General features: G+C 54.8%; 14 protein-coding genes. 11 read left to right on the top strand and 3 right to left on the bottom strand.

The genetic code is table 11. From position 1 onward, the window contains the following. Positions 1–45: 45 nt before the first annotated feature. Positions 46–975: an aminoimidazole riboside kinase gene (locus EBA31_RS22200; protein WP_048759785.1), complete on the bottom strand. Its 930-nt coding sequence runs from the start codon at positions 973–975 to the stop codon at positions 46–48. A gap of 580 nt (positions 976–1555) precedes the next feature. Here EBA31_RS22200 and EBA31_RS22195 point away from each other — a divergent pair. From EBA31_RS22195 to EBA31_RS22170, 7 genes are all read left to right on the top strand, one after another. Next, positions 1556–3271, top strand: a complete 1716-nt coding sequence (locus tag EBA31_RS22195) for a ShlB/FhaC/HecB family hemolysin secretion/activation protein (RefSeq protein WP_122080235.1) — start codon at positions 1556–1558, stop codon at positions 3269–3271. 10 nt (positions 3272–3281) lie between these two features. Then, positions 3282–3812, top strand: a complete 531-nt coding sequence (locus tag EBA31_RS22190) for a toxin-activating lysine-acyltransferase (RefSeq protein ID WP_020828639.1) — start codon at positions 3282–3284, stop codon at positions 3810–3812. Between the two features lie 10 nt (positions 3813–3822). Further along, the gene (locus EBA31_RS22185; protein WP_122080234.1) at positions 3823–13560 is read left to right on the top strand and encodes a hemagglutinin repeat-containing protein; all 9738 of its coding nucleotides are present in this window, start codon (positions 3823–3825) and stop codon (positions 13558–13560) included. A 5-nt stretch (positions 13561–13565) separates the two neighbouring features. Next, positions 13566–14030, top strand: coding sequence for an SMI1/KNR4 family protein (locus tag EBA31_RS22180; protein WP_020828634.1), 465 nt, complete (start codon positions 13566–13568; stop codon positions 14028–14030). Between the two features lie 141 nt (positions 14031–14171). Then, positions 14172–14369 (top strand): hypothetical protein, encoded by a 198-nt coding sequence (locus tag EBA31_RS26980; RefSeq protein ID WP_197022798.1) that lies wholly within the window; start codon positions 14172–14174, stop codon positions 14367–14369. Between the two features lie 48 nt (positions 14370–14417). Next, positions 14418–15011, top strand: coding sequence for a hypothetical protein (locus EBA31_RS26975; protein ID WP_202914213.1), 594 nt, complete (start codon positions 14418–14420; stop codon positions 15009–15011). Next, the gene (locus EBA31_RS22170; protein ID WP_044553464.1) at positions 15008–15376 is read left to right on the top strand and encodes a DUF596 domain-containing protein; all 369 of its coding nucleotides are present in this window, start codon (positions 15008–15010) and stop codon (positions 15374–15376) included. The genes EBA31_RS26975 and EBA31_RS22170 overlap by 4 nt, the downstream gene beginning before the upstream one ends. Before the next feature lie 40 nt (positions 15377–15416). Here the strand turns inward: EBA31_RS22170 and EBA31_RS22165 are convergent, their stop codons facing one another. Then, on the bottom strand, positions 15417–15617 hold the full coding sequence (locus EBA31_RS22165) for a hypothetical protein (RefSeq protein ID WP_162302859.1): 201 nt from the start codon (positions 15615–15617) through the stop codon (positions 15417–15419). Between the two features lie 49 nt (positions 15618–15666). Between EBA31_RS22165 and EBA31_RS22160 the strand changes: the two genes are divergently transcribed. From EBA31_RS22160 to EBA31_RS22145, 4 genes are all read left to right on the top strand, one after another. Continuing rightward, positions 15667–16929 (top strand): polymorphic toxin type 25 domain-containing protein, encoded by a 1263-nt coding sequence (locus EBA31_RS22160; RefSeq protein ID WP_231478988.1) that lies wholly within the window; start codon positions 15667–15669, stop codon positions 16927–16929. 8 nt (positions 16930–16937) lie between these two features. Beyond that, entirely contained in the window at positions 16938–17375 is a 438-nt protein-coding gene (locus tag EBA31_RS22155; RefSeq protein WP_044553462.1) for a hypothetical protein, read from the top strand. Between the two features lie 104 nt (positions 17376–17479). Beyond that, positions 17480–18013 carry a hypothetical protein gene (locus EBA31_RS22150; RefSeq protein WP_122080231.1) on the top strand — a complete coding sequence of 178 codons (534 nt, stop codon included), beginning with the start codon at positions 17480–17482 and terminating at the stop codon, positions 18011–18013. Between the two features lie 239 nt (positions 18014–18252). Beyond that, on the top strand, positions 18253–18828 hold the full coding sequence (locus tag EBA31_RS22145; RefSeq protein ID WP_044553460.1) for an Ail/Lom family outer membrane beta-barrel protein: 576 nt from the start codon (positions 18253–18255) through the stop codon (positions 18826–18828). 45 nt (positions 18829–18873) lie between these two features. Here the strand turns inward: EBA31_RS22145 and abgT are convergent, their stop codons facing one another. Next, entirely contained in the window at positions 18874–20400 is a 1527-nt protein-coding gene (gene abgT, locus EBA31_RS22140; protein ID WP_044553459.1) for a p-aminobenzoyl-glutamate transporter, read from the bottom strand. Positions 20401–20480: the final 80 nt, after the last annotated feature.

Genomic DNA, 20480 nt, shown 5'->3' with positions numbered 1-20480 from the left:
TGCTTAATCTCGGGTCTTGTCGGGGCCAGTTTTACTGTGGGCGGCTCAGCGGCGAAGGAAGGCCCTGAGCTCGTCGGCATGCGGCAGCGCGGTCATCGCACCTTTGGCGGTAGTCGCCAATGCGCCGCAGGCCTGAGCCTGAGCGATCACCGCTGGCCATTGTTCCTCCTGCGGCAAAGCGCCGATCTGCGCCAGCGCCGCCAGCAGGCCGGCAACAAAAGCGTCGCCTGCACCGGTGGTGTCGACAGGGGTGATTGTGGGGGCACGGAAATGCCGGATCTGCTTGCCGTCGTGTACGCATACACCGTTGCCGCCCAGCGTCACCAGCAATAAACGCAGCGGGTAGCGTTGCATCATCCAGTCAATGGCACTCTCCAACTCACCGATATTGCTGATAAAACTCAGCTCTTCCAGCGAGATTTTCACCACGTCTGCCAGCAGCAGGGCCTTTTGCAAACAGGTGCGCAGCGCATCCGGTTGACGCCAGACCTCTTCACGAATGTTCGGGTCAAAGCTGACCCAGCCGCCGGCCGCCTTGATGTTCTCCATGGCGGCAAACGTGGTGCTGCGGCTGGGCTCCTGCGACAAGGCAATAGAGCAGACGTGCAGCCATTCATCGGCGTTGAATTCAGGCAGATCTTCAGGCTGCAGGAACAGGTCGGCACTGGGATTGACCATGAAAGTGAAGGAGCGCTCGCCCGACAAATCAAGGTCCACTACCACGGTGGAGGTGTGGTGATCGGGGTCCTGGAACATATGGCCAATATCCACCTGTTCTTCGCTCAGTACCTGTTGCAAGAAGGTGCCGAAACTGTCTTGGCCAACCCGGCCGATAAAGGCGCTGTCGCCGCCCAGGCGGGCAATGCCAACCGCCACATTGGCAGGCGCACCACCGGGACACTTAAGGTAACTGTTTGAGTTTTCAGGCACCAGGTCGACGACTGCATCACCCAGAACCCATACGCGATTAACCATGTTCAACCTCTGTTTTCACCCGTGTCAGATGGCGAGCTAAAATAGAAGAACCGGTTTAGCATTGCAACGAAAGAATCTGTCGCACCAGGCGAAAGGCAGCAGACTGCGAGGTGGCTATGACCTGATGGCGGAATAAGTTATATCGATTGTGAATAAGTAACGCATTGACAAATATAATTAAAAAACAGCATGGCAATTAATGGCGAATTTGATTTCTGGTGGGAACTAATAAAGTGGTTAATCGTATTTGAAATAGGAAATTTCTTAAAGGTGGTGACCTGTTTAGCGTTAATGACTCGGTGATGAATAATTGCATTGTTTAGATGCAATTATTCATGAATATGAATGTCGATTAAAATGGAGATATAAATATAGTGATTAAAAACAGTTTGTTAGTTGTTATTTTTGGCTTGGCTTAACAGCGCTGGCATTAGCATTGCAGATCCTTCTTATTAAGCATTTTGTTACCCAGCGCCCATTACCGAGCAAAATTAAGTTGATCGTGAGCTATTCGTGCGCATAATGTTTGCGTTTATTTACAATTCTTATCTTTTATTTGTCTTTCGACAGGGAAAAAGTAATGCGCCACTCCGCTTACTCTTCGCTCGGCCTTGCTGTGCGCAAGGGCTGTATTCCATTTGGCTTCGTTGTCTTGCCGCTATTTATATTCAGCCAACCATTGCTGGCGGCAACATCAAACAGCGAACAGCTGATCATACAGCAGCAGCGGCAAAAGGCGCTGGAGCAACAGCTGACCCCTCCGACGCCGGATGTGCGCTTGTCGCCACCTTCATCCAGTTTTGGACGTATTGCTTTCCCGCAGGAAAAACCCTGCTTCCCTATCGATCAGGTCGAATTGAGTGGCCAGGACAAACTCCCGCATTGGCTGCCGTTACAGCGCATCGCTAATCAGGCGCAGGGGCGCTGCCTGGGCGGGCAGGGCATTAACCTGTTGATGAGTACCCTGCAAAACCGGCTGGTGGATCACGGCTACATCACTACGCGCGTGCTGGCGCCGACGCAGGATCTGAAAAGCGGCAAGCTGCGGCTGGTGGTGGTGCCGGGCTACGTGCGGCAGGTGAAACTGACGCCTGACAGCGGCCATTACATTCAGCCTTACAGCAGCTTCCCGGCCCATGCGGGCAACCTGCTGGACCTGCGCGATATCGAACAGGGGCTGGAGAACCTGCAGCGCCTGCCGACGGTGCAGGCCAATATGGAAATCATCCCCGGCGAACAGCCCGGCGAAAGTGACATCGCCCTGAGCTGGAAGCAGGAACGCATGTGGCGTATTGGTGCCTCGCTGGATGATTCCGGCACCAAGAGTACCGGGCGCTATCAGGGTGGTTTAACGCTGTCGCTGGATAACCCGTTTTCGCTCAGCGATCTGTTCTATATCTCCGGCTCTACCGATCTGCAAAACCAGGGCGGCAAGGGATCGAAGAACATCACCGGGCACTATTCGGTACCGTTCGGTTACTGGATGGCCGGGGTTACCGCCAACAGCTATGACTACCACCAGACCATTGCCGGTCAGAATCAGGATTACCGCTACAGCGGCAAAAGCAAGAATCTGGATTTCCAACTCAGCCGGGTGCTGCACCGCAACGGCAGCCAGAAAACTACGCTGACCTATGACGTGCTGGCGCGCGAGTCCAGTAACTACATCAACGATACCGAAGTGGAAGTGCAGCGCCGACGCACCTCGGGCTGGCGCCTGGGGCTGCAGCACCGCCACTACATCCAACAAGCTACGCTGGACGCGGGTGTCAGTTATCAGCGCGGTACCCGTTGGTTCGGCGCATTGCCTGCGCCGGAAGAGACCTTTGGCGAGGCCACGGCGCTCAGCAAAATTGTGCAGCTTAACGCCCAGCTCGACGTGCCATTCAGCCTGTTCAGCCAGAATTTCCGCTACAACGTGCAATACCAGCGTCAGATCAGCGATACGCCGCTGACGCCGCAGGATCAGTTCGCTATCGGCAACCGTTGGACGGTGCGCGGCTTTGATGGCGAACGCACCCTGAACGCCAATCACGGCTGGTTCGTCCGTAACGATCTGGCCTGGCGAACACCGTTGCAGGGGCAAGAGTTGTACCTCGGCGCCGACTACGGCGAAGTGGGCGGTTACGGTTCCGACTATCTGGTTGGGCAGCACCTGGCCGGTGGCGTGGTGGGGCTGCGCGGCTACGCCTTCAAGGTCGGTTACGATCTGTTCGCCGGCGTGCCGTTATCCAAACCCGAGGGGTTCAGCACCAGCCCGGTCACCCTGGGCTTTAACCTGAGCTGGAACTACTGAGGGCACGACCATGCGCATAGGCGAATACGATATCAGGGCGCCGTTGATCCTCGGCGGCGAAGACAGTGAGGCAGAAGCCTTTGGTGCGGCGGTATGGCTGTGGATGCATTCACCGATGCACCGCGACGCCCCGCTGCACACCCTGCCGACCCTGCTGCTGCCGATCATCAAGCGACAGCAATATGTGCTGGCGTCGCACCAGAATCAGCCGGTGTTTTTCCTCAGTTGGGCCTGGATGAATCAAGAGGCCGAGGCGCGGTATTTGACGCAGCCTGCGGTGAATATGCTGGAAAGTGATTGGAACAGTGGCGATCGTCTGTGGTTCTGCGACTGGATAGCGCCCTTTGGGCACACGCGAGAAATGCGCAATCTGATCGCCCGGGAAATCTTCCCGCACCTGTGCATGCGGGCGCTGTATCACCGCGGAGAGCAGCGCGGAAAGCGCGTGGTGAACTTTAAAGGCGCGCAGGTTAGCCATCAACAGGCGCAGCAATGGTGGGCGAGCCACCCGTTAGCCGTCGAGCCGTCAGAAATCCAATAAGGACATTGCCATGAACAAGAACCTGTATCGTATCGTTTTCAACAAAGCGCGTGGCATGCTGATGGTGGTGGCGGATATCGCCCGCTCCGGCCGTGCCGGGTCAGCCCGTTCGTCTGGTTTGGGGCATACCCTGAGCCAGTGCATAGGCAAGATGAACGCCGTCAGCTTTAGCCTGCTGATGGCGCTGGGGGCTATCCAACCGGTGCAGGCGGCGATTATTGCTGACGGCAATGCGCCGGGCGGCCAGCAGCCGACCATCGTCAACAGCGCTAACGGTACGCCACAGGTCAATATCCAGACGCCAAGCGCCGGTGGGGTTTCTCGCAATACCTACAGCCAGTTTGACGTCGACAAACAGGGTGCGATCCTCAACAACTCCCACAAAATGACTCAAACCCAGCAGGGCGGCTGGGTCGACGGTAACCCGTGGCTGGCGAAAGGCGAAGCCAAGGTGATCCTCAACGAGGTCAACTCACGCGATCCCAGCCGTTTGAATGGTTATATCGAGGTTGCCGGGCAGCGTGCTCAGGTGGTGATCGCCAACCCGTCAGGCATTACCTGTAACGGTTGCGGCTTTATCAACGCCAACCGCGCCACCCTGACCACCGGGCAGGCGCAGATGAACAACGGTAACCTGACCGGCTTTAACGTCGAACGCGGTGAAGTGGTGGTTGAAGGCGCCGGTATGGACAGTTCGCGCCAGGATTACACCGAGATCATTGCACGTTCGACGAAGATTAATGCCGGACTGTGGGCGAACGATCTCAAAGTCACCACCGGTCGCAACAAGGTGGATGCTGCGCATCAACAGATCGACAAACAAAGCGACGAGCCGGCCACCCGTCCACAACTTGCGGTGGACGTGGCTAAGCTGGGCGGTATGTACGCCGGTAAGATCCGCATGATCGGCACCGAAACCGGCGTTGGGGTACGTAACGCCGGTAACATCGGTGCGCAGGCCGGCAGCGTGATAGTCACTGCCGATGGCCGTATTGAAAACAGCGGTAAAATTAGCAGCGGCGCTGATACGCAACTGGCCTCGAAGGGCGGCGTCAGCAACAGCGGTTCGCTGTTCGCGGCGGGCCATGCCGATGTCAGCAGCGACGGTGAGGTACAAAACAGCGGTTCTATTGCGGCCCGCAATAATGTGCGTATCCAGGCAGCCAGCCTGAACAGTGGCAAAGGCAGTACGCTGGCGGCCGGTGTGCAACAGGATGGTCGGCTTGGCGGCAGCGGCGAACTGGCGCTAACCACCAGCGGAAAACTGACTGTGCAGGGCCAAAATCTGGCAGCAGGCAACCTGCGTGCCAATGGGCAGGGCGTGGACATCAGCGGCAGCCGTACCGCGGCTACCCAGGTCACGCTGGAAGCCGGGGCCGGCGATTTGTCCACGGCCAATGCGCAGGTTGAAGCCGCGCAACAGCTCACCGCCAGCAGCGGCAAGCGGTTCAATAATGACGGTGGCAAGCTGGCGGCGAATAAACTGGCGCTTAATGCGCATGACTTATCCAACCGCAAGGGGGAGATCACCCAGCTTGGCGAAGACAACCTCCGGTTGAACCCACAGGGCAAACTGGATAACGCCGGTGGCCGTATTGCCAGCAACGGCAATGACTTGACGTTGGAAGCGGGTCTGATCGACAACCAGGGCGGGCAAATCGTCCATGCCGGTAAAGGTGCGCTGGCGGTGAATACCGGTCGCTTGCAGGGCGATGGTGGCAAGCTGCTGTCCAACGGCCAGCTCAGCATGCAGGGCGGCGACTACGTATTGGACGGCGGCACCACTTCGGCACAGCAGATCGCGTTGGATGCCGGCAGTCTGTCTAACCGCAACGGCCAACTGGTGCAGAGCGGCAAGGGTGAGATGCGCCTCACTACCCGCGAGGGGATTGATAACCAGGGCGGCCAACTGGCGGCTAACGGCAACGTCGCGCTTAACGCCGCGCGGTTGAACAACCAGAGCGGCAAAGTGATTGCTGCGCAGGACGGCAGCCTGAAGGCACAGGTCAGCGGCGCTATCGATAACCGACAGGGACAACTGGCGGCCAGCGGCCATACTCAGCTGCGGGCGGACAAGCTGGATAACCGCAAGGGGCTGGTTTCCGCCGCGACGGGCAATGCTGAGGTTACGGCGCGACAGGCGCTGGATAACCGCGGCGGCCGTATTGAGGCCAAACAGGCTCTGCAACTGACCGGTACCGGGCTGGAGAATCAGGCCGGGCAGGTCGTGGGCGGCGCGCTTTCGCTGGCGCTGGGCAAAGGGGCGCTGAACAACCAACAGGGCGTTATCGCCGCCAGCGGAGATCTGGGCCTGAGCAGCGGTGTGTTGAACAATGACGCTGGCCTGCTGCAAGCCGCCGGCAATATGAATATTGACACCCAGGGCGCGGCGTTGAGCAACCGCCTGAGCGGTGAAACCGGCGGCATCCTCAGCCAGGGGACGTTGACGATCCACAGCGGCGCGCTGGACAACAGCCAAGGGATGCTGGTGGGTGCCGGGACGACCGATCTGTTCACCGCCCAGCTTGATAACAGCCAGGGCACTCTGGTCGGCAAGCAGAAGCTGAATATCGACAGCCTGGCACTGACCAACGACGGTGGACTGTTGCAGGCGGGCGGCGATGCGCGCATCGATACCCACGGTCAGGCGTTGAGCAATCGCGACAGCGGCAAGAATGGCGGTATCAGCAGCCTGGGCAAACTGACGATCGCCAGCGGTGCCGTGGATAACCAGGCCGGTTTTATCGCCAGTTCGGGTGACCTGCAGCTGCATGGCGAGCAACTGGATAATCGCCGCGGCACGCTGGCTTCAGAGAAGCAGCTGTCGGCCTCCGCCAGGGTGATCAATAACCAGGGCGGGGCGATCAAGTCCGGTCAGGATATGACGCTGGATGCCAAAGAATTGCTGGATAACAGCAATCTTGGGGTGATTGGCGCAGGCAAAAAACTGCAGCTGGACAGCGCGCATTTGGTGAACAATCAGGGCACGCAGGTCAGCGCCGATGTGGCGAAGATTAACTTCGGCCTGCTGGAGAATCAGGGCGGCCAGTTGGCGGCACAGACGGCGCTGGAGCTGCACGGCAATAGCCTCAATAACAACGACGGTGGCCTGATCCAGAGTGGTGAGGGGTTAGATCTGACCGTTGAGCGGCTGACCAACGCCAACAGCGGCGACAAGGGCGGCATCACCAGCCAGGGTGCGATGAACCTCACTACCGGCGTATTCGATAACGGCCAGGGCGTGGTGATTGCCGGCAAGGGCTTGCAGCTCGATGCCGAAGCGCTGCTGAACGGTGGCGGCAAACTGGTGGCACAGCAGGCATTGGTGCTGAATACCACCGGCGCAGGCGGCCTGAATAACCAGGGTGGATTGGTGCAGTCGGGCGCGGATATGCATGTCGATACCCACGGCCAGCGGCTGGATAACCAGAACGGTACCCTGCACAGCCTGGGTAAACTGCAGCTCAGCAGTGGCGACGTCAATAATCAGGGCGGAACGCTGGGGGCCAAAGGTGACTTTGCCCTGGCGGCGCTGAAATTGGACAACAGTAACGGCGGGCGGGTTATTGGCGAACAGGCGGTTCAACTCGCCAGCGCCGGTCTGGATAACCGCAACGGACAAATTCAGGCGGTCGGCAACCTGTTGCTGGACAGCGCTCAGGGGGTTATCGACAACGCCCTGGGGCTGATCCGCAGCGGCGCCACCGTGACGCTCAATGCCCTGCAGTTCATCAACGACGACACCAAGGCGGAAAATAAAGGGCTGGAAGGCCAAGCCGTGGCGTTGAACACCGGCTCGTTGAGCAACCGTGGCGGCAGCATTCTGGCTAACCAACAGCTGACTATCACCAACGGCGGTCAGTTGGATAACAGCGCAGGCCAACTGGCCGCCAGCGAAAACCTGCGGTTGCAGGGCGCGGCGCTTAACCTGCTGAACACCGGCGGTATCGTTAAAGCGGGCAAGCTGCTGGACATCAACGCAGCAGCGGTCGGCGGCGACGGGCAATTGCTGTCGCTGGGCGATATGAACCTGGTCAGCGCACAGGGCATCAATAACAGCGGTGAGATGATTGCCAACGGTAATTTCAACTTCACTACGCCGGGCGATGTGACCAACAGCGGCAAACTGCTGGCGGGTGCCAAGCTCGATCTGCGCGCCAATAATCTGTTCAATGCCGCCAACGGGGAGATAAACGCCGGGCAGGACTGGCTGACGGTCAACGGTACCTTGACCAACTATGGTCTGATTGACGGCAAACATACGTTGATCCAGGCCAATACGCTGACCAACATTGGCACCGGCCGTATTTATGGCGATGCTATTGGCGTGCAAACCGTCACCTTTAACAACCTGGCGGAAAACGGCACCGCTGCCACGCTGGCCGGGCGCGAACGGGTGGATATCGGCACCCAAACGCTGAATAACTACGATCATGGGTTGATCTACAGCGGCGGGGACATGGCGATTGGCGGCCAGCTTGACGCCAACCACCTGGCCACTGGCCAGGCCGGCACCCTCAATAATCACAGTTCGACCCTTGAATCTGCGGGCAACATGGCTATTTCGGCCGGACAGATCAACAACGTCAACGACCGCTTTACTACCGAACTGGTCACCGTTTCCAACGGAAAAATTACCGAGTATCAGCAATCGGGCGACCCGGTACGCTGGATGGCCGGAGAACCGGGCGTTTTCGTTGACCGCAATTCATCAGACTCGCTGTTGAACCTGAATACCCCAGGGAAAACTGGGCATAACAACGACAGATTTACGCAATACGACTACAACCGCACGGTGCAGGAAACCCAGGTCAAGGAAAGCGATCCGGCCAAAATCATCGCGGGTGGCGATATGGCGATCAACGCCGGGCATCTGCTGAACGACAAGAGCCAGGTGATCGCGGGCGGCACGCTGGCGATTAATGCCGGCAGCGTGGATAACGTGGCGGTGCCGGGCCAGCGCCTGACCACCGACGTCGGCGAAGTGACCAGTTACTACCGCATCAAGAAGAAGGGTAAAGATAAGCAGGGGCACAATGCCACGGCCTATACGCCACCGACCACCATTCAGACCATTTCGCTGAAGCCGAGCCAGCTGATTGACCACGGGCAGGTGGCAGGTAACCCAATCGCCATTGCCCCGCTGACGCAGCAGGGCACCAATACCACTATCGGCGCTGCCGGTGGGGTCAATACGGTGGTCAGCGGCAGTGATATTTCCGCCGGCCTGCAGACTATTGGCAGCGGCGCTCTGCCGGTGATCCAGGCCGTAGCGTTGCAGCCGGGCCAGCAGTTCGAAGTCGCCAACAAGGTCAATAACCAGCAGGGCGACGCGGCGGACAGCGTGGTGCGCATTGTCGGGCCAGACACCCGTTTACCGGACAACAGCCTGTTCAAGACCAATCCGGCGCCGGGCGGCCAGTATCTGGTGGAGACCGATCCGCGCTTCACCAACCAGAAATCCTGGTTGGGCTCGGATTACATGATGGGTAAAGTGACCAATAATCCGGATAACGTGTTGAAGCGCCTGGGTGACGGTTACTACGAGCAGCGGCTGATCCGCGAACAGGTGATCAACCTGACCGGCCAGCGCTATCTGGACGGTTTCAACAACGACGAAGAGCAGTTTAAGGCGCTGATGGATCAGGGGCTGGCATTCAGCCAGCAATATAACCTGAAGGTGGGCGTGGCGCTGACGGCTGAGCAGATGGGGTTGTTGACCCAAGATATCGTTTGGCTGGTGAACGCCAAAGTCACCTTGCCGGACGGCAGTCAGCAAAACGTCCTGGTACCGCAGGTGTATGCCCGCATGCAACCGGGCGATCTGGACGGCTCCGGTGCGCTGATTGCCGGGCGTAACGTCAATCTCAATCTGGGCGAAGGCCTGTTCAACAGCGGCCATATCGCTGGGCGTGAAGTGGTGAAACTGAGCGCCGCCAACATCACCAACGTGGCGGGCCAGATTCAGGGGGCCGACGTTGGCCTGACTGCCCGTACCGACATTAACAATATCGGCGGGGTGATCCAGGGCAACAACTCGCTGCTGGCCAGCGCCGGGCGTGATATCAACGCCATCAGCACTACCCGTACGGCGCAGAGCGTTAACGGTGCCAACAGCTTCGAACGCACCAACATCGACAGCGTGGCAGGCATGTACGTGCAGGGAGCCGACGGCAAGCTGATGCTGCAGGCCGGTCGCGACATCAAGTTGGATGCGGCGCAGGTGGTTAACAGCGGTGAGAATGGCCAAACCCTGCTGAGTGCCGGCCGCGATCTCACCCTGAATACGGTGACTACGGCCAGCCGCGACAACCTGATCTGGAATGGCGACAACAGCCTGAAACAGGGCAACAGCCAGCAGGTCGGCAGCGAAGTGGTGGGCAAAGGGGCCGTGACCCTCAATGCCGGGAACGATATTACTGCCCATGCGGCAACGGTTTCGGCCGGCGATGCGCTGAACCTCAATGCCGGCCATGACATCAATATTCTCAGCGGCGAGAACACCCTCGATCTGGACGAGCGACACAAGGTGACTGGCGGTAACGGCCTGATGTCGAAAACCACTACCACCACCCGCGACACTCTGGATCGCCAGACCGTACAGGGCACTACCCTGAGCGGCGACAGCATTAATGTGTTGGCGGGCAATGATTTACGGGTTCAGGGCAGCAGCGTGGCCGGGACTCAGGACGTGAAACTGCTGGCAGGGAACGATCTGAGCATCACCGGCGCGACCGAAAGCAACAGTGAACTGCACCTCAAGCAGGAGAAAAAATCCGGCCTGATGAGCAGCGGTGGCATCGGCATCAGCTACGGCACCGAAAGCCTGAAAACCACGGATACCGCGCAGGGGCTGACCAATCAGGGCAGCACCGTCGGCAGCGTAAACGGCAACGTCACCCTGGGGGCCGGTAATAACCTGGCGGTGACCGGGTCCGAACTGGTGGCCGGCAAGGACATGGCGCTGAGCGGCAAGAATGTGTCGGTGACGCAGGCGCAGGATCAGAACAGCCAGACTCACAAGGTCGAACAGAAGAAATCCGGCCTGACGCTGGCACTGTCCGGCACGGTCGGCAGTGCGCTGAACACTGCGGTAGAAACCTCGCAGCAGGCGAAATCCACCGACGACAGTCGCCTGGCGGCATTGCAGGGAACCAAGGCGGCGCTGAGCGGCGTACAGGCGGTGCAGGCGGCGCGTTTGGCGCAGGCGCAGGGTGCCGACCCGGCCAATAACAACATGGTGGGGATCAGCATTTCCTACGGTACCCAGTCTTCCACGTCTACTCAAAACAGCGGGCAGAGCACCTCGCAGGGCAGCAGCCTGACGGCGGGCAACAACCTGAGCATTACCGCCAGCGGCAACGGCGTGAAGGGCCAGGACGGCGACATCCTGGTGCAGGGCAGCCAGTTGCAGGCGGGCAAGGACGTTACCCTGAATGCTAACCGCGACGTGAATCTGCTTTCCGCCGAGAACACCCAGTATCTGGACGGTAAAAACGAGAGCCAGGGCGGCACGCTGGGCGTGGGTATCGGTGTCGGTTCCGGCGGTATTGGGCTGAGCGTTTCCGCCAGCGTCAACAAGGGCAAGGGTAACGAGAAGGGCAACGGCACCAGCCACACCGAAACCACGGTTAACGCCGGTAATCAGGTCAAGATTACCAGCGGGCGCGATACCAACCTGATCGGTGCACAGGTCACCGGCGAATCGGTCAAGGCCGACGTGGGCCGCAATCTGCTGCTGGAAAGCCAGCAGGACAGCGATCGTTACGATTCCAAACAGCAAAACGCCAGCGCTGGCGGCAGCTTCACCTTCGGTTCGATGACCGGTTCGGGCAGCATCAGCCTGAGCAAAGACAAGATGCACAGCAATTACGACAGCGTTCAGGAGCAGACGGGCATTTTCGCCGGTAAGGGCGGTTTTGACCTGACGGTGGGCGAACATACCCAGCTTAACGGCGCGGTGATCGGCAGTACCGCTACCGCCGACAAAAACAAGCTCGATACCGGCACGCTGGGCTTTAAGGACATCCACAATCAGGCTGATTTCGAAGTGGAGCACCAGAGCGTAGGCGTCAGCTCCGGCGGCAGCATCGGCAGCCAGTTCGCCGGCAACATGGCCAACGGCCTGCTGGTGGGCGCCAACAACAGCGGACACGACAGCTCAACCACCCATGCGGCGGTGAGCGACGGCACCATCATCATCCGCGATCGGGACAAACAAACGCAGGACGTCAACGACCTGAGCCGCGACGTGGAGCACGCCAACCAGACGTTAAGCCCGATCTTCGACAAAGAGAAAGAGCAGAAGCGGCTACAGCAGGCGCAACTGATCGGCGAGATCGGCAATCAGGCGATGGACATTGCGCGGACCGAGGGGGCGATCGCCGCAACCAAAGCCGCCAACGAGAAAATGAATAACGTTACCGATGCCGATCGCAAGGCCGCGGCAGATAAGCTGGCGAAAGAAAAACCCGGCAAGATCATCACCGATAAGGATATCAACGAGCAGATTTACCAGACGGCGTATAACCAGGCGTTCAGCGAGTCGGGTTATGGCACGGGCGGTAAGGTTCAACGTGCGATGCAGGCGGCCACGGCAGCCGTTCAAGGATTGTCTGGTGGTGATTTGACGGGCGCACTGGCTAATGGAGCCGCACCTTATATTACTAAAGTCATAGCCGACAGTATCGAAGATCCAGCCGCGCGAGTCCTGGCGCATGCAGCGGTTAATGGTGCGTTGGCAGCAGCGCAGGGCAACAATGCCTTGGTTGGCGCGGGTGGCGCTGCGACGGGGGAACTTATCGGCATGATTGCGAGCGATGCCTACGGCAAGCCGGTAAGTGAACTGAGTGAAACAGAGAAGCAGACGGTTTCAGCATTGGCTACACTGGCAGCGGGCCTGGCTGGTGGCTTGATTGGTGATAGCAGTGCTGATGCAATCGCGGGTGCGCAGACCGGTAAGACGGTGGTGGAGAACAATGCGATTAGCGATATTGTGGAGAATAAATTCTCTGGAATAACGCAGGAAGAAAAATACCAAAGAGCGCAGGATGAGCTTAAAGCGGCAGTAGAGGCCTACCAGCAGAAAACCTGTGCTGGGTTGAGTCCAGATGCTTGTTCGGCCAAGTTGCAGGCTAACAGAGATGAAATGCTGAAAGGTGCCGCTGGTTTTGGTATAGACTTTGTACCTGTGGTGGGGGATATCAAGAGCTTTGCGGAAGCGCAGAGCGCACTGGATTACCTGGCCGCGACAGTAGGGTTGGTTCCTGTACTGGGCGATGGTGCCGGTAAGTTCATCAAGGCGGCAGAGAAAGCGCTGGCAAAAGGTGATGTTGCTGACGCATCGAAGTTACTCAATAAGGCCAGTGATGAAGTAAGCAGCGCCAAGTACTTCGGCCAAGAAAGGAAGTATTGGTCTGCTGAACCAATACAATTTAATGGTAACAAGGTCTATCAGCGGAATGATTTGTTTGATCCTAATGCTGTAGATGCCAGGGGGCGAAGCAATATTCAAAGGATGGAAAAAGGGTTGGCACCACTTGATGCAAATGGAAACTCTGTGAATTTACATCATATGTTGCAACGTCAAGATGGCCCTATAGCGGAGGTAACTCAAGCTTTCCATAAAGAGAATCATGGGGTTATCCATATCAATGATAACAGTATTCCTTCTGGCATTAATCGGACTGAGTTTGACAAATGGCGTTCTAATTACTGGAAAGAACGTGCTCAGGCTTTTAAAAGGTAGATGATATGAGTTTGAACGATATGAAAAATGCCATTGATATTATTAATGGTAAGATTGACGAGGCAGACTTTGATGGGCCTAAAGATGATGCGCTCATTAAATCTGCTGAGAAGGTACTTGGCTTAAGCTTTCCTATAACATATCGATTCTTTTTAGAGAATTTAGGATGTGGGGATATAGCGGGTCAAGAGTTTTATGGGCTAATTAAATCTGATTTTTTTAACTCAAGTGTTCCTGATGCTGTTTGGATAACGATCCAAGAACGAAATAACTCTAATTTACCAGATAATTATATAATTGTCAGTGCTACGGGAGATGGGGATTATGTGGTCTTGGATTGTGCTCAATCAGGCTCAGAAGCTCCTGTTAAGCTATGGTCTCCTGGAGTGAATGATCATCAGCTCGCATTTAAGCCATTAGCAAATGATTTTGGCGAGTTTTTTTATAAACAAATGCAAAGTATAAGTTGATCTAATTCCCCCGGCTTTAGCCGGGGTTAGTATTTTTAAGCCTGAAACCCTTTCGCGGTATGCGAAGCGGGTACTCAGGCGAAATGGACTGCAATAGATGCGGGCCAGGATGGCAGCTTTGCTGCGGGAATTGTCGCGGGCGTGCCTGCTTCACTGTACGAAACGGTAGAAGGCATTGTGAAAATGGGCTTAAGCCCAGTGGACACATGGAACTCAATCTCTGCTTTATTCGACGGTGATGGTGTATTAAGTAATGTTAGCGGCGCAGTAAAACAATCTTATATCGACAGAATAGATAAACTGACCACTGAGTATCAAAAGGCGGGAGCCAGCGGCTAATTCAATGCTGGGGGCGAGGGTGGTAAACTACTGACTGATATTGCATCCTTGGCTGCCGGTGGTGCTGGGCTGGCCAAGGGCGGTGTGGTACTGACGGAGAAGGTTGTAGCTAAGGTTGCGAGTAAGGCTGAGTCGGCAGCTATGAATGCTGGAAAATTATCAGCTGAAAAAGAAGCATTAGAAAAAATCGGGCAAAATGCGAAAAATAGTTCTGATTTAAGTGGAAAACCATCTGGGGCGATATTACAGCAGCAAGCAGTGAAAAAAATTGATGACCTTGCCACTCAGTTTAATAATCCGGCAGTACATCCGAAGGACTTCCAGTTAAATATTAATGGGAAAACAATGGTTGCAGATCCACAGTTAAGTTTAGGTGCTCCTGTGTTTAAAGGAGCTACTGACGCTGATGTTATGACTTACTTTAAGCAACTTTCGGGGTCAGAGAATATGCCATCAGCTAAGGTGGTTCCTGGTAAAGGTACGGTGTATTCGATAAAGGTCACAGAAGGACCTTCTGCTGGTAGCACTTTGACATTGAGAGACTTTTCAACGTCAGCGCAACAAACTGGTGCTAAATGGACCATAGATTTAATGACTCCATCTATAAATGGTGGAAGAAGGGTGGAGATTAAATTTAAATGATTAAAAATATCAATGAGATATATAAATCTGTTGCCGAAAGTTCTTATGGATTGTCTTTGGGGGCTATATGGCAACATATCAGTGTTGAATGTTCTGAGTTGCCTGATAACTACTCTTTCAGGAAAAAAATATTTTTTGTTGTTTTAGGTAAGTTATTGAATGATAGGAGAATTAAACTAGCTACGAATGGCGTGTTTTTGACTGCTCCTGTTGAGCAACAAATAAAAATGTTGCAAGAGGCCTGGCCTGCTTACCCATATGAAGATGAGGATGATGATTTAGATGAATATGGAATGTGGTTTTTAGTTAAGGCACCTGTTGGGGTCGTTTGGCTAACACCTGATGGTGGAGAGCTATGGACTTGAAATAATCCCGGCTACCGAGCCGGGATCCTTTTATCAGCCGTTACCAGCACCATCCGTCACGGCGCTTGAACACCGGCCCATCGCCGATATCGTTCAGCGGGCCCGGAAAATCCTTCAGCCACAGGGCCACCTTCTTGCGGTTGTCGAGAATCACTATCTGAGCAGTAAGCAGATAGATGCATGGTCTGCTGAAATGAAATTCTGTCAGACCAGCGGCGGTAAGCGACGGCATCATCATCATCCGCGATCGGGACAAACAAACGCAGAACGTCAACGACCTGAGCCGCGACGTGGAGCACGCCAACCAGACGTTAAGCCCGATCTTCGACAAAGAGAAAGAGCAGAAGCGGATACAGCAGGCGCAGCTGATCGGCGAGATCGGCAATCAGGCGATGGATATTGCGCGGACCGAGGGGGCGATTGCCGCAACCAAAGCCGCCAACGAGAAAATGAATAACGTTACCGATGCCGATCGCAAGGCCGCGGCAGATAAGCTGGCGAAAGAAAAACCTGGCAAGGTCATCACCGATAAGGATATCAACGAGCAGATTTACCAGACGGCGTATAACCAGGCGTTCAGCGAGTCGGGCTATGGTACGGGCGGTAAGGTTCAACAGGGTATGCAGGCGGCGGTTGCCGCAGTGCAAGGGTTAGCTGGTGGCGATCTACAAGCCGCGATTGCCGGTGGGGCTGCGCCGTATCTGGCTGAACAGATACATCGTCTGGCACCGAATGAGGAAAGCCGAATTATCGCACATGCCGTGGTGGCTGGCGCGCTGGCTGAACTGCAAGGCCAATCGGCCGCAGCGGGAGCTGCGGGCGCTGCGACAGCCGCATTAGGCACCAAAGCGATTGCCGAGGCGATGTTCGGTACCAGTGACTTCAGCAAAATGAGCGAAGAGCAGCGCCAGACTGTTTCCGCGTTGGCCACGCTTGCTGGTGGTTTGGCCGGCGGCCTGGCAAGCGGTGATACGGCGGGGGCGGTCGTTGGTGGACAATCTGGTAAGAATACTTCTGAGAATAATGACCAGTTTAACTTCCCTATACCACCAGCCGTCCAGCAGGATGCATCGCTGGCGTTTTGGATGGCACAGCAAGGGGCCGGACCAGAGGCTATTGATCAGGCAGTCAAAGACTCACATCTTGGTCCTTCAGTTGGTGTTACATATAAAGTTAAACCTTACGGTAAAGTTGAGGCTGCGGTTGGTGCCGGCTATGGCCTTTATGTAGACGGGACAGTCGACACAACGCAAATATCGCTTAATCAGGGGGAGACACTTGCTCTGGGCGGACGAGTAGCTGGCCAAATAGGTATACAGCTGGGGCCATACTTTGCTAATACGCTTGATATGGAAAGAAATAACTCATTAGACTTTGGTTTTGGGATTGCCGGTGTGGGGATTTCGTATGGTAAAGATGGTGTAGGGTTAAGCTTGGGTGTAGGACCAGCTATCGGCTGGACCGGAATATCAAAAGAAACTGGAGTTGGTAATGTTGATATAAATGGTTCCTCCGGGACTGAGTTCTATCACTATGATTTTGAAAAAAAGTGAGATAGATAATGATGTTAATTTACTTTCAAATATTAATCATTGCCATTTTTTTTGTCTCTTTTATTGTTTTTTGTAAAAAAACGGGGCTCTCTTATTCGGCTCCTTCATCAATGTCAGTGTTCTTTGATGCCATTTTTTTTGTTGGTAAAGAAAACGTTACAGCTATGACTGCGAGGATTGTTCTTCTATTGGTCATTCCTGCATCTTTTTTACTGCGTTTTGATATAGAGGCTAGAAGTACATATCAATTTATTCTGATAGCTGGGGCATGGGCTTTTCTCATGTATTGCTATTATTACAAGGGTGAGATTAAGCCGGGAAGAATAAAAAACTCAGCAATCTTTAGTGAGGTTTTTTTTGCCAAAAGAGCTGGCTTACGGGGTTTGGCCTTGTGGAGTATTAGGGTAATATATGTTGTTGGTATTATCTTTCATTTTTTAAGTTAAGTTTTATGCTTCATTTTAACTTAATATAGTAGAGGGTAATTCCATTGGATTATTATTGAGCGTTTTCCGGATAAATATATTGCCGGGTATCAGGAGGAGAGGCTATGAAAAGGTTTTACAAGACAGCCCTACCATTGGTGACCGGCGGTTTTATATTGCTTGGCTCCTTGGACTCTAGTGCTGTCACACGCGAAGAAATGCGGACACTCGATGCCGCCTATCCGCCTGGCAGTATTGTTAACTGCGAGGCCGAACTTGCCGGGAATGGTAAAAATCTATTGCCTATGACCACAAAAATTCGTGGGCATATCATAAGTAGAGCGGAAAATCTAAGCCACGCCGATGTCCGTGTGATGTTCATTCCTCATGGCTCATCAACGGCAACAATTACTCTGAGCTATCGGCAGAAAGTGATTATGGAAGAGAATGGTCAGCGGGTTTATATCGATCCGGAAAGCCTGAAAGTCTCAATGCCGGTCAGCCCTTCGAGTGAGGCGATTGTAGCCAAAGGATTTCGGGATCGGCTTCCAGCAACGCAAGAAGTCCAGCCCTATCAGACGACAGAAATCACCGATTTCCCGTCTTATGTGGTCAGGGTTCCGGGTGAATCCCCCCTTTATTGCCATAAAGTAGAGTAGGGAATAGTTTGAAAGCGAATAGACAGTTCCCAGCGACTAAAGACAGCGTGATTGTTCTTTCTAAAAGGCGGTTAGCAAATTGCACGTTCAACTAATTAATAATAAACAGGGTTTGCTATAATCTAATTTTATCAACCAATTTTTCTTGATAATGAAAAATTAATGATTTATGCCTCCAATACGATATGGATAGTTATTTTTTTACCAATGTTGTTCCACTTACGATTAAGGAAGATTGCATGAAAAAATTAATCATCTCCACTTTGGTTCTTTCCACTCTGGGTTTCGGCATGGCTGCCCATGCCGGGCAAAGTACCATCACTGCCGGTTATGCACAGAGCAAGGTGCAGGACTTCAAGAATATCAACGGCGTGAACGTTAAGTACCGTTACGAGTGGGATTCGCCAATCAGCGTTATCAGCTCATTTACCTATATGAGCGGTGACAAGGACGAGTCTTACAATGTCTATCGCGACAAGGTTAATAATCATGCCGAAGTTAAATATTACTCACTGTCCGTTGGTCCGGCATACCGTTTTAATCAATTTGTCAGCGTTTACGGGCTGCTGGGTTTGAATTATAACAAGGTGGATTACAAGTCCTCCTGGAGTAATTACGCATACAACACTTACGAATATATGGGTGAAGAGAGCGGTAACCAGAAGAAAACCTCCTTTATGTACGGTGTTGGTTTCCAGGTTAACCCGATGGAAAATCTGGCGGTAGATATCGGTTATGAAGGCTCCAAACTGGATGCCGGTGGTAAAAATCGCTCTATCAACGGTTTCAATATCGGCGTTGGCTATCGTTTCTGATAGTTGAACGCTTCCGGCCTCCCGATATCAAGAGGCCGGTAATCTTTACCCCATCTTCGGATAGACCCCCGGACCGATCGGCAGGCCGAGTGCGTACCACGCCAGCAACAGTAAAATCCACACGGCAAAGAACACCAGCGGATACGGCAGGATCAGCACGTAATAGGTGCCGAGCTGGGCGTCTTTGCGGTAACGCTGCAGGAAACCGAGGAACAGCGGCAGGAACGGCGACATCGGTGCCAGCGGCAGCACCGAGGAGTCGGCAATGCGGAAGATCATCTGCGCGAATGCCGGGTGGAAGCCGAGCAGCATAAACATCGGGACAAAGATCGGTGCCAGAATCGACCAGATGGCCGAACCGCTGGCGATAAACATGCACAGGAAGGCGGAGAGGAACATCAGACCGAGGAACGCCGGTGCGCCGCTCATGCCGGCGGCTTCCAGCATGTCGGTCAGGCCGATGGCCATAAACTTGCCCATGTTGCTCCAGTTAAAGAACGCCACGAACTGCGACAGCGGAAACACCATCACGATAAAGCCGGCCATGCTCTTCATCGGCTCTATCAGGTGGTGGGGAATATCGTCTGGCCGTCGGATCTGTTTGGTCACCACGCCGTAGGTAATACCGACGGTGAAAAAGAACAGGATGATGATCGGTACAATGCCTTTGATGAACGGCGAGGGGATCACCGAACCGGTTTTCGGATCGCGCAGCGGGGCGGCTTCCGGTACCACCAGCGCGGCGATAATGGCGATAAACACCAGTGCGGCAATGCCGCTCATCATCAGCCCACGGTTTTGTAGCGGGGTCAGCGCTTCAATTTTGTCTTCCGCGCTGCCGCGCCACTCCGGCAACCTGGGTTCAATAAACTTATCGGTCAGCAGTGCGCCGGCGATGGTCAGCACGATCACCGAGGTGGCCATAAAGTACCAGTTGTCGATCACGCTGACGTGAACGGTGGCGTCTACCGCTTTGGTGGCCTCGGTACTGATACCGGACAGCAGCACGTCGGTGGTGACGATCAGCAGGTTGGCGGTAAAGCCGGAAGCGACCCCGGCGATCGCGGCCAATAGCCCGGCAATGGGATGGCGGCCCACGGCAAGGAACATCAGTGCGCCGAGCGGCGGCATCACCACCAGCGCGGCATCCGATGAAATGTGGCTGAAGAAGGCGATAAACAGCACCATGTAACTGGCATAGCGTGCGCTAACGCGTGAGGCCATTTTATACATCAGCGCCTGCAACAGCCCGACTTTCTCTGCCAGCCCAGCGCCGATGACCAGTGCCAGAATGGCCCCCAGTGGCGCAAAGCTGCTGAAGTTATGGATGATGTTCGGGAAAATCCACTGCATGCCCGCTACGCTCATCAGGTTATTCACCTTGATCAGCTCGCCGGTGGCCGGGTTCTTCACCGCTACGTCCAGCCAGGAGAACAGCGCCGTGGCCAGCATTAAAACAACGATTAAATAGACGAACAGTAAAAATGGATTGGGGATTTTATTCCCGATGCGTTCTACCCAGTAAAAAACGCGACCGGGGCTTTTATTGACTGACGTTGTGGCCTCACTCATTGTCTTACCCTCTGTGTTTGTCCTGTTGTGTTTATTTTTTATTATTTGATTTATTTATAATTATTTTCACAGACCCGTGG

The organism is Serratia sp. P2ACOL2 (assembly GCF_003691565.1).
Taxonomy (GTDB): domain Bacteria; phylum Pseudomonadota; class Gammaproteobacteria; order Enterobacterales; family Enterobacteriaceae; genus Serratia; species Serratia liquefaciens.
The sequence above is the reverse complement of the archived record's forward strand: the minus strand, read 5'-3'. Positions and strand labels throughout refer to the sequence as shown.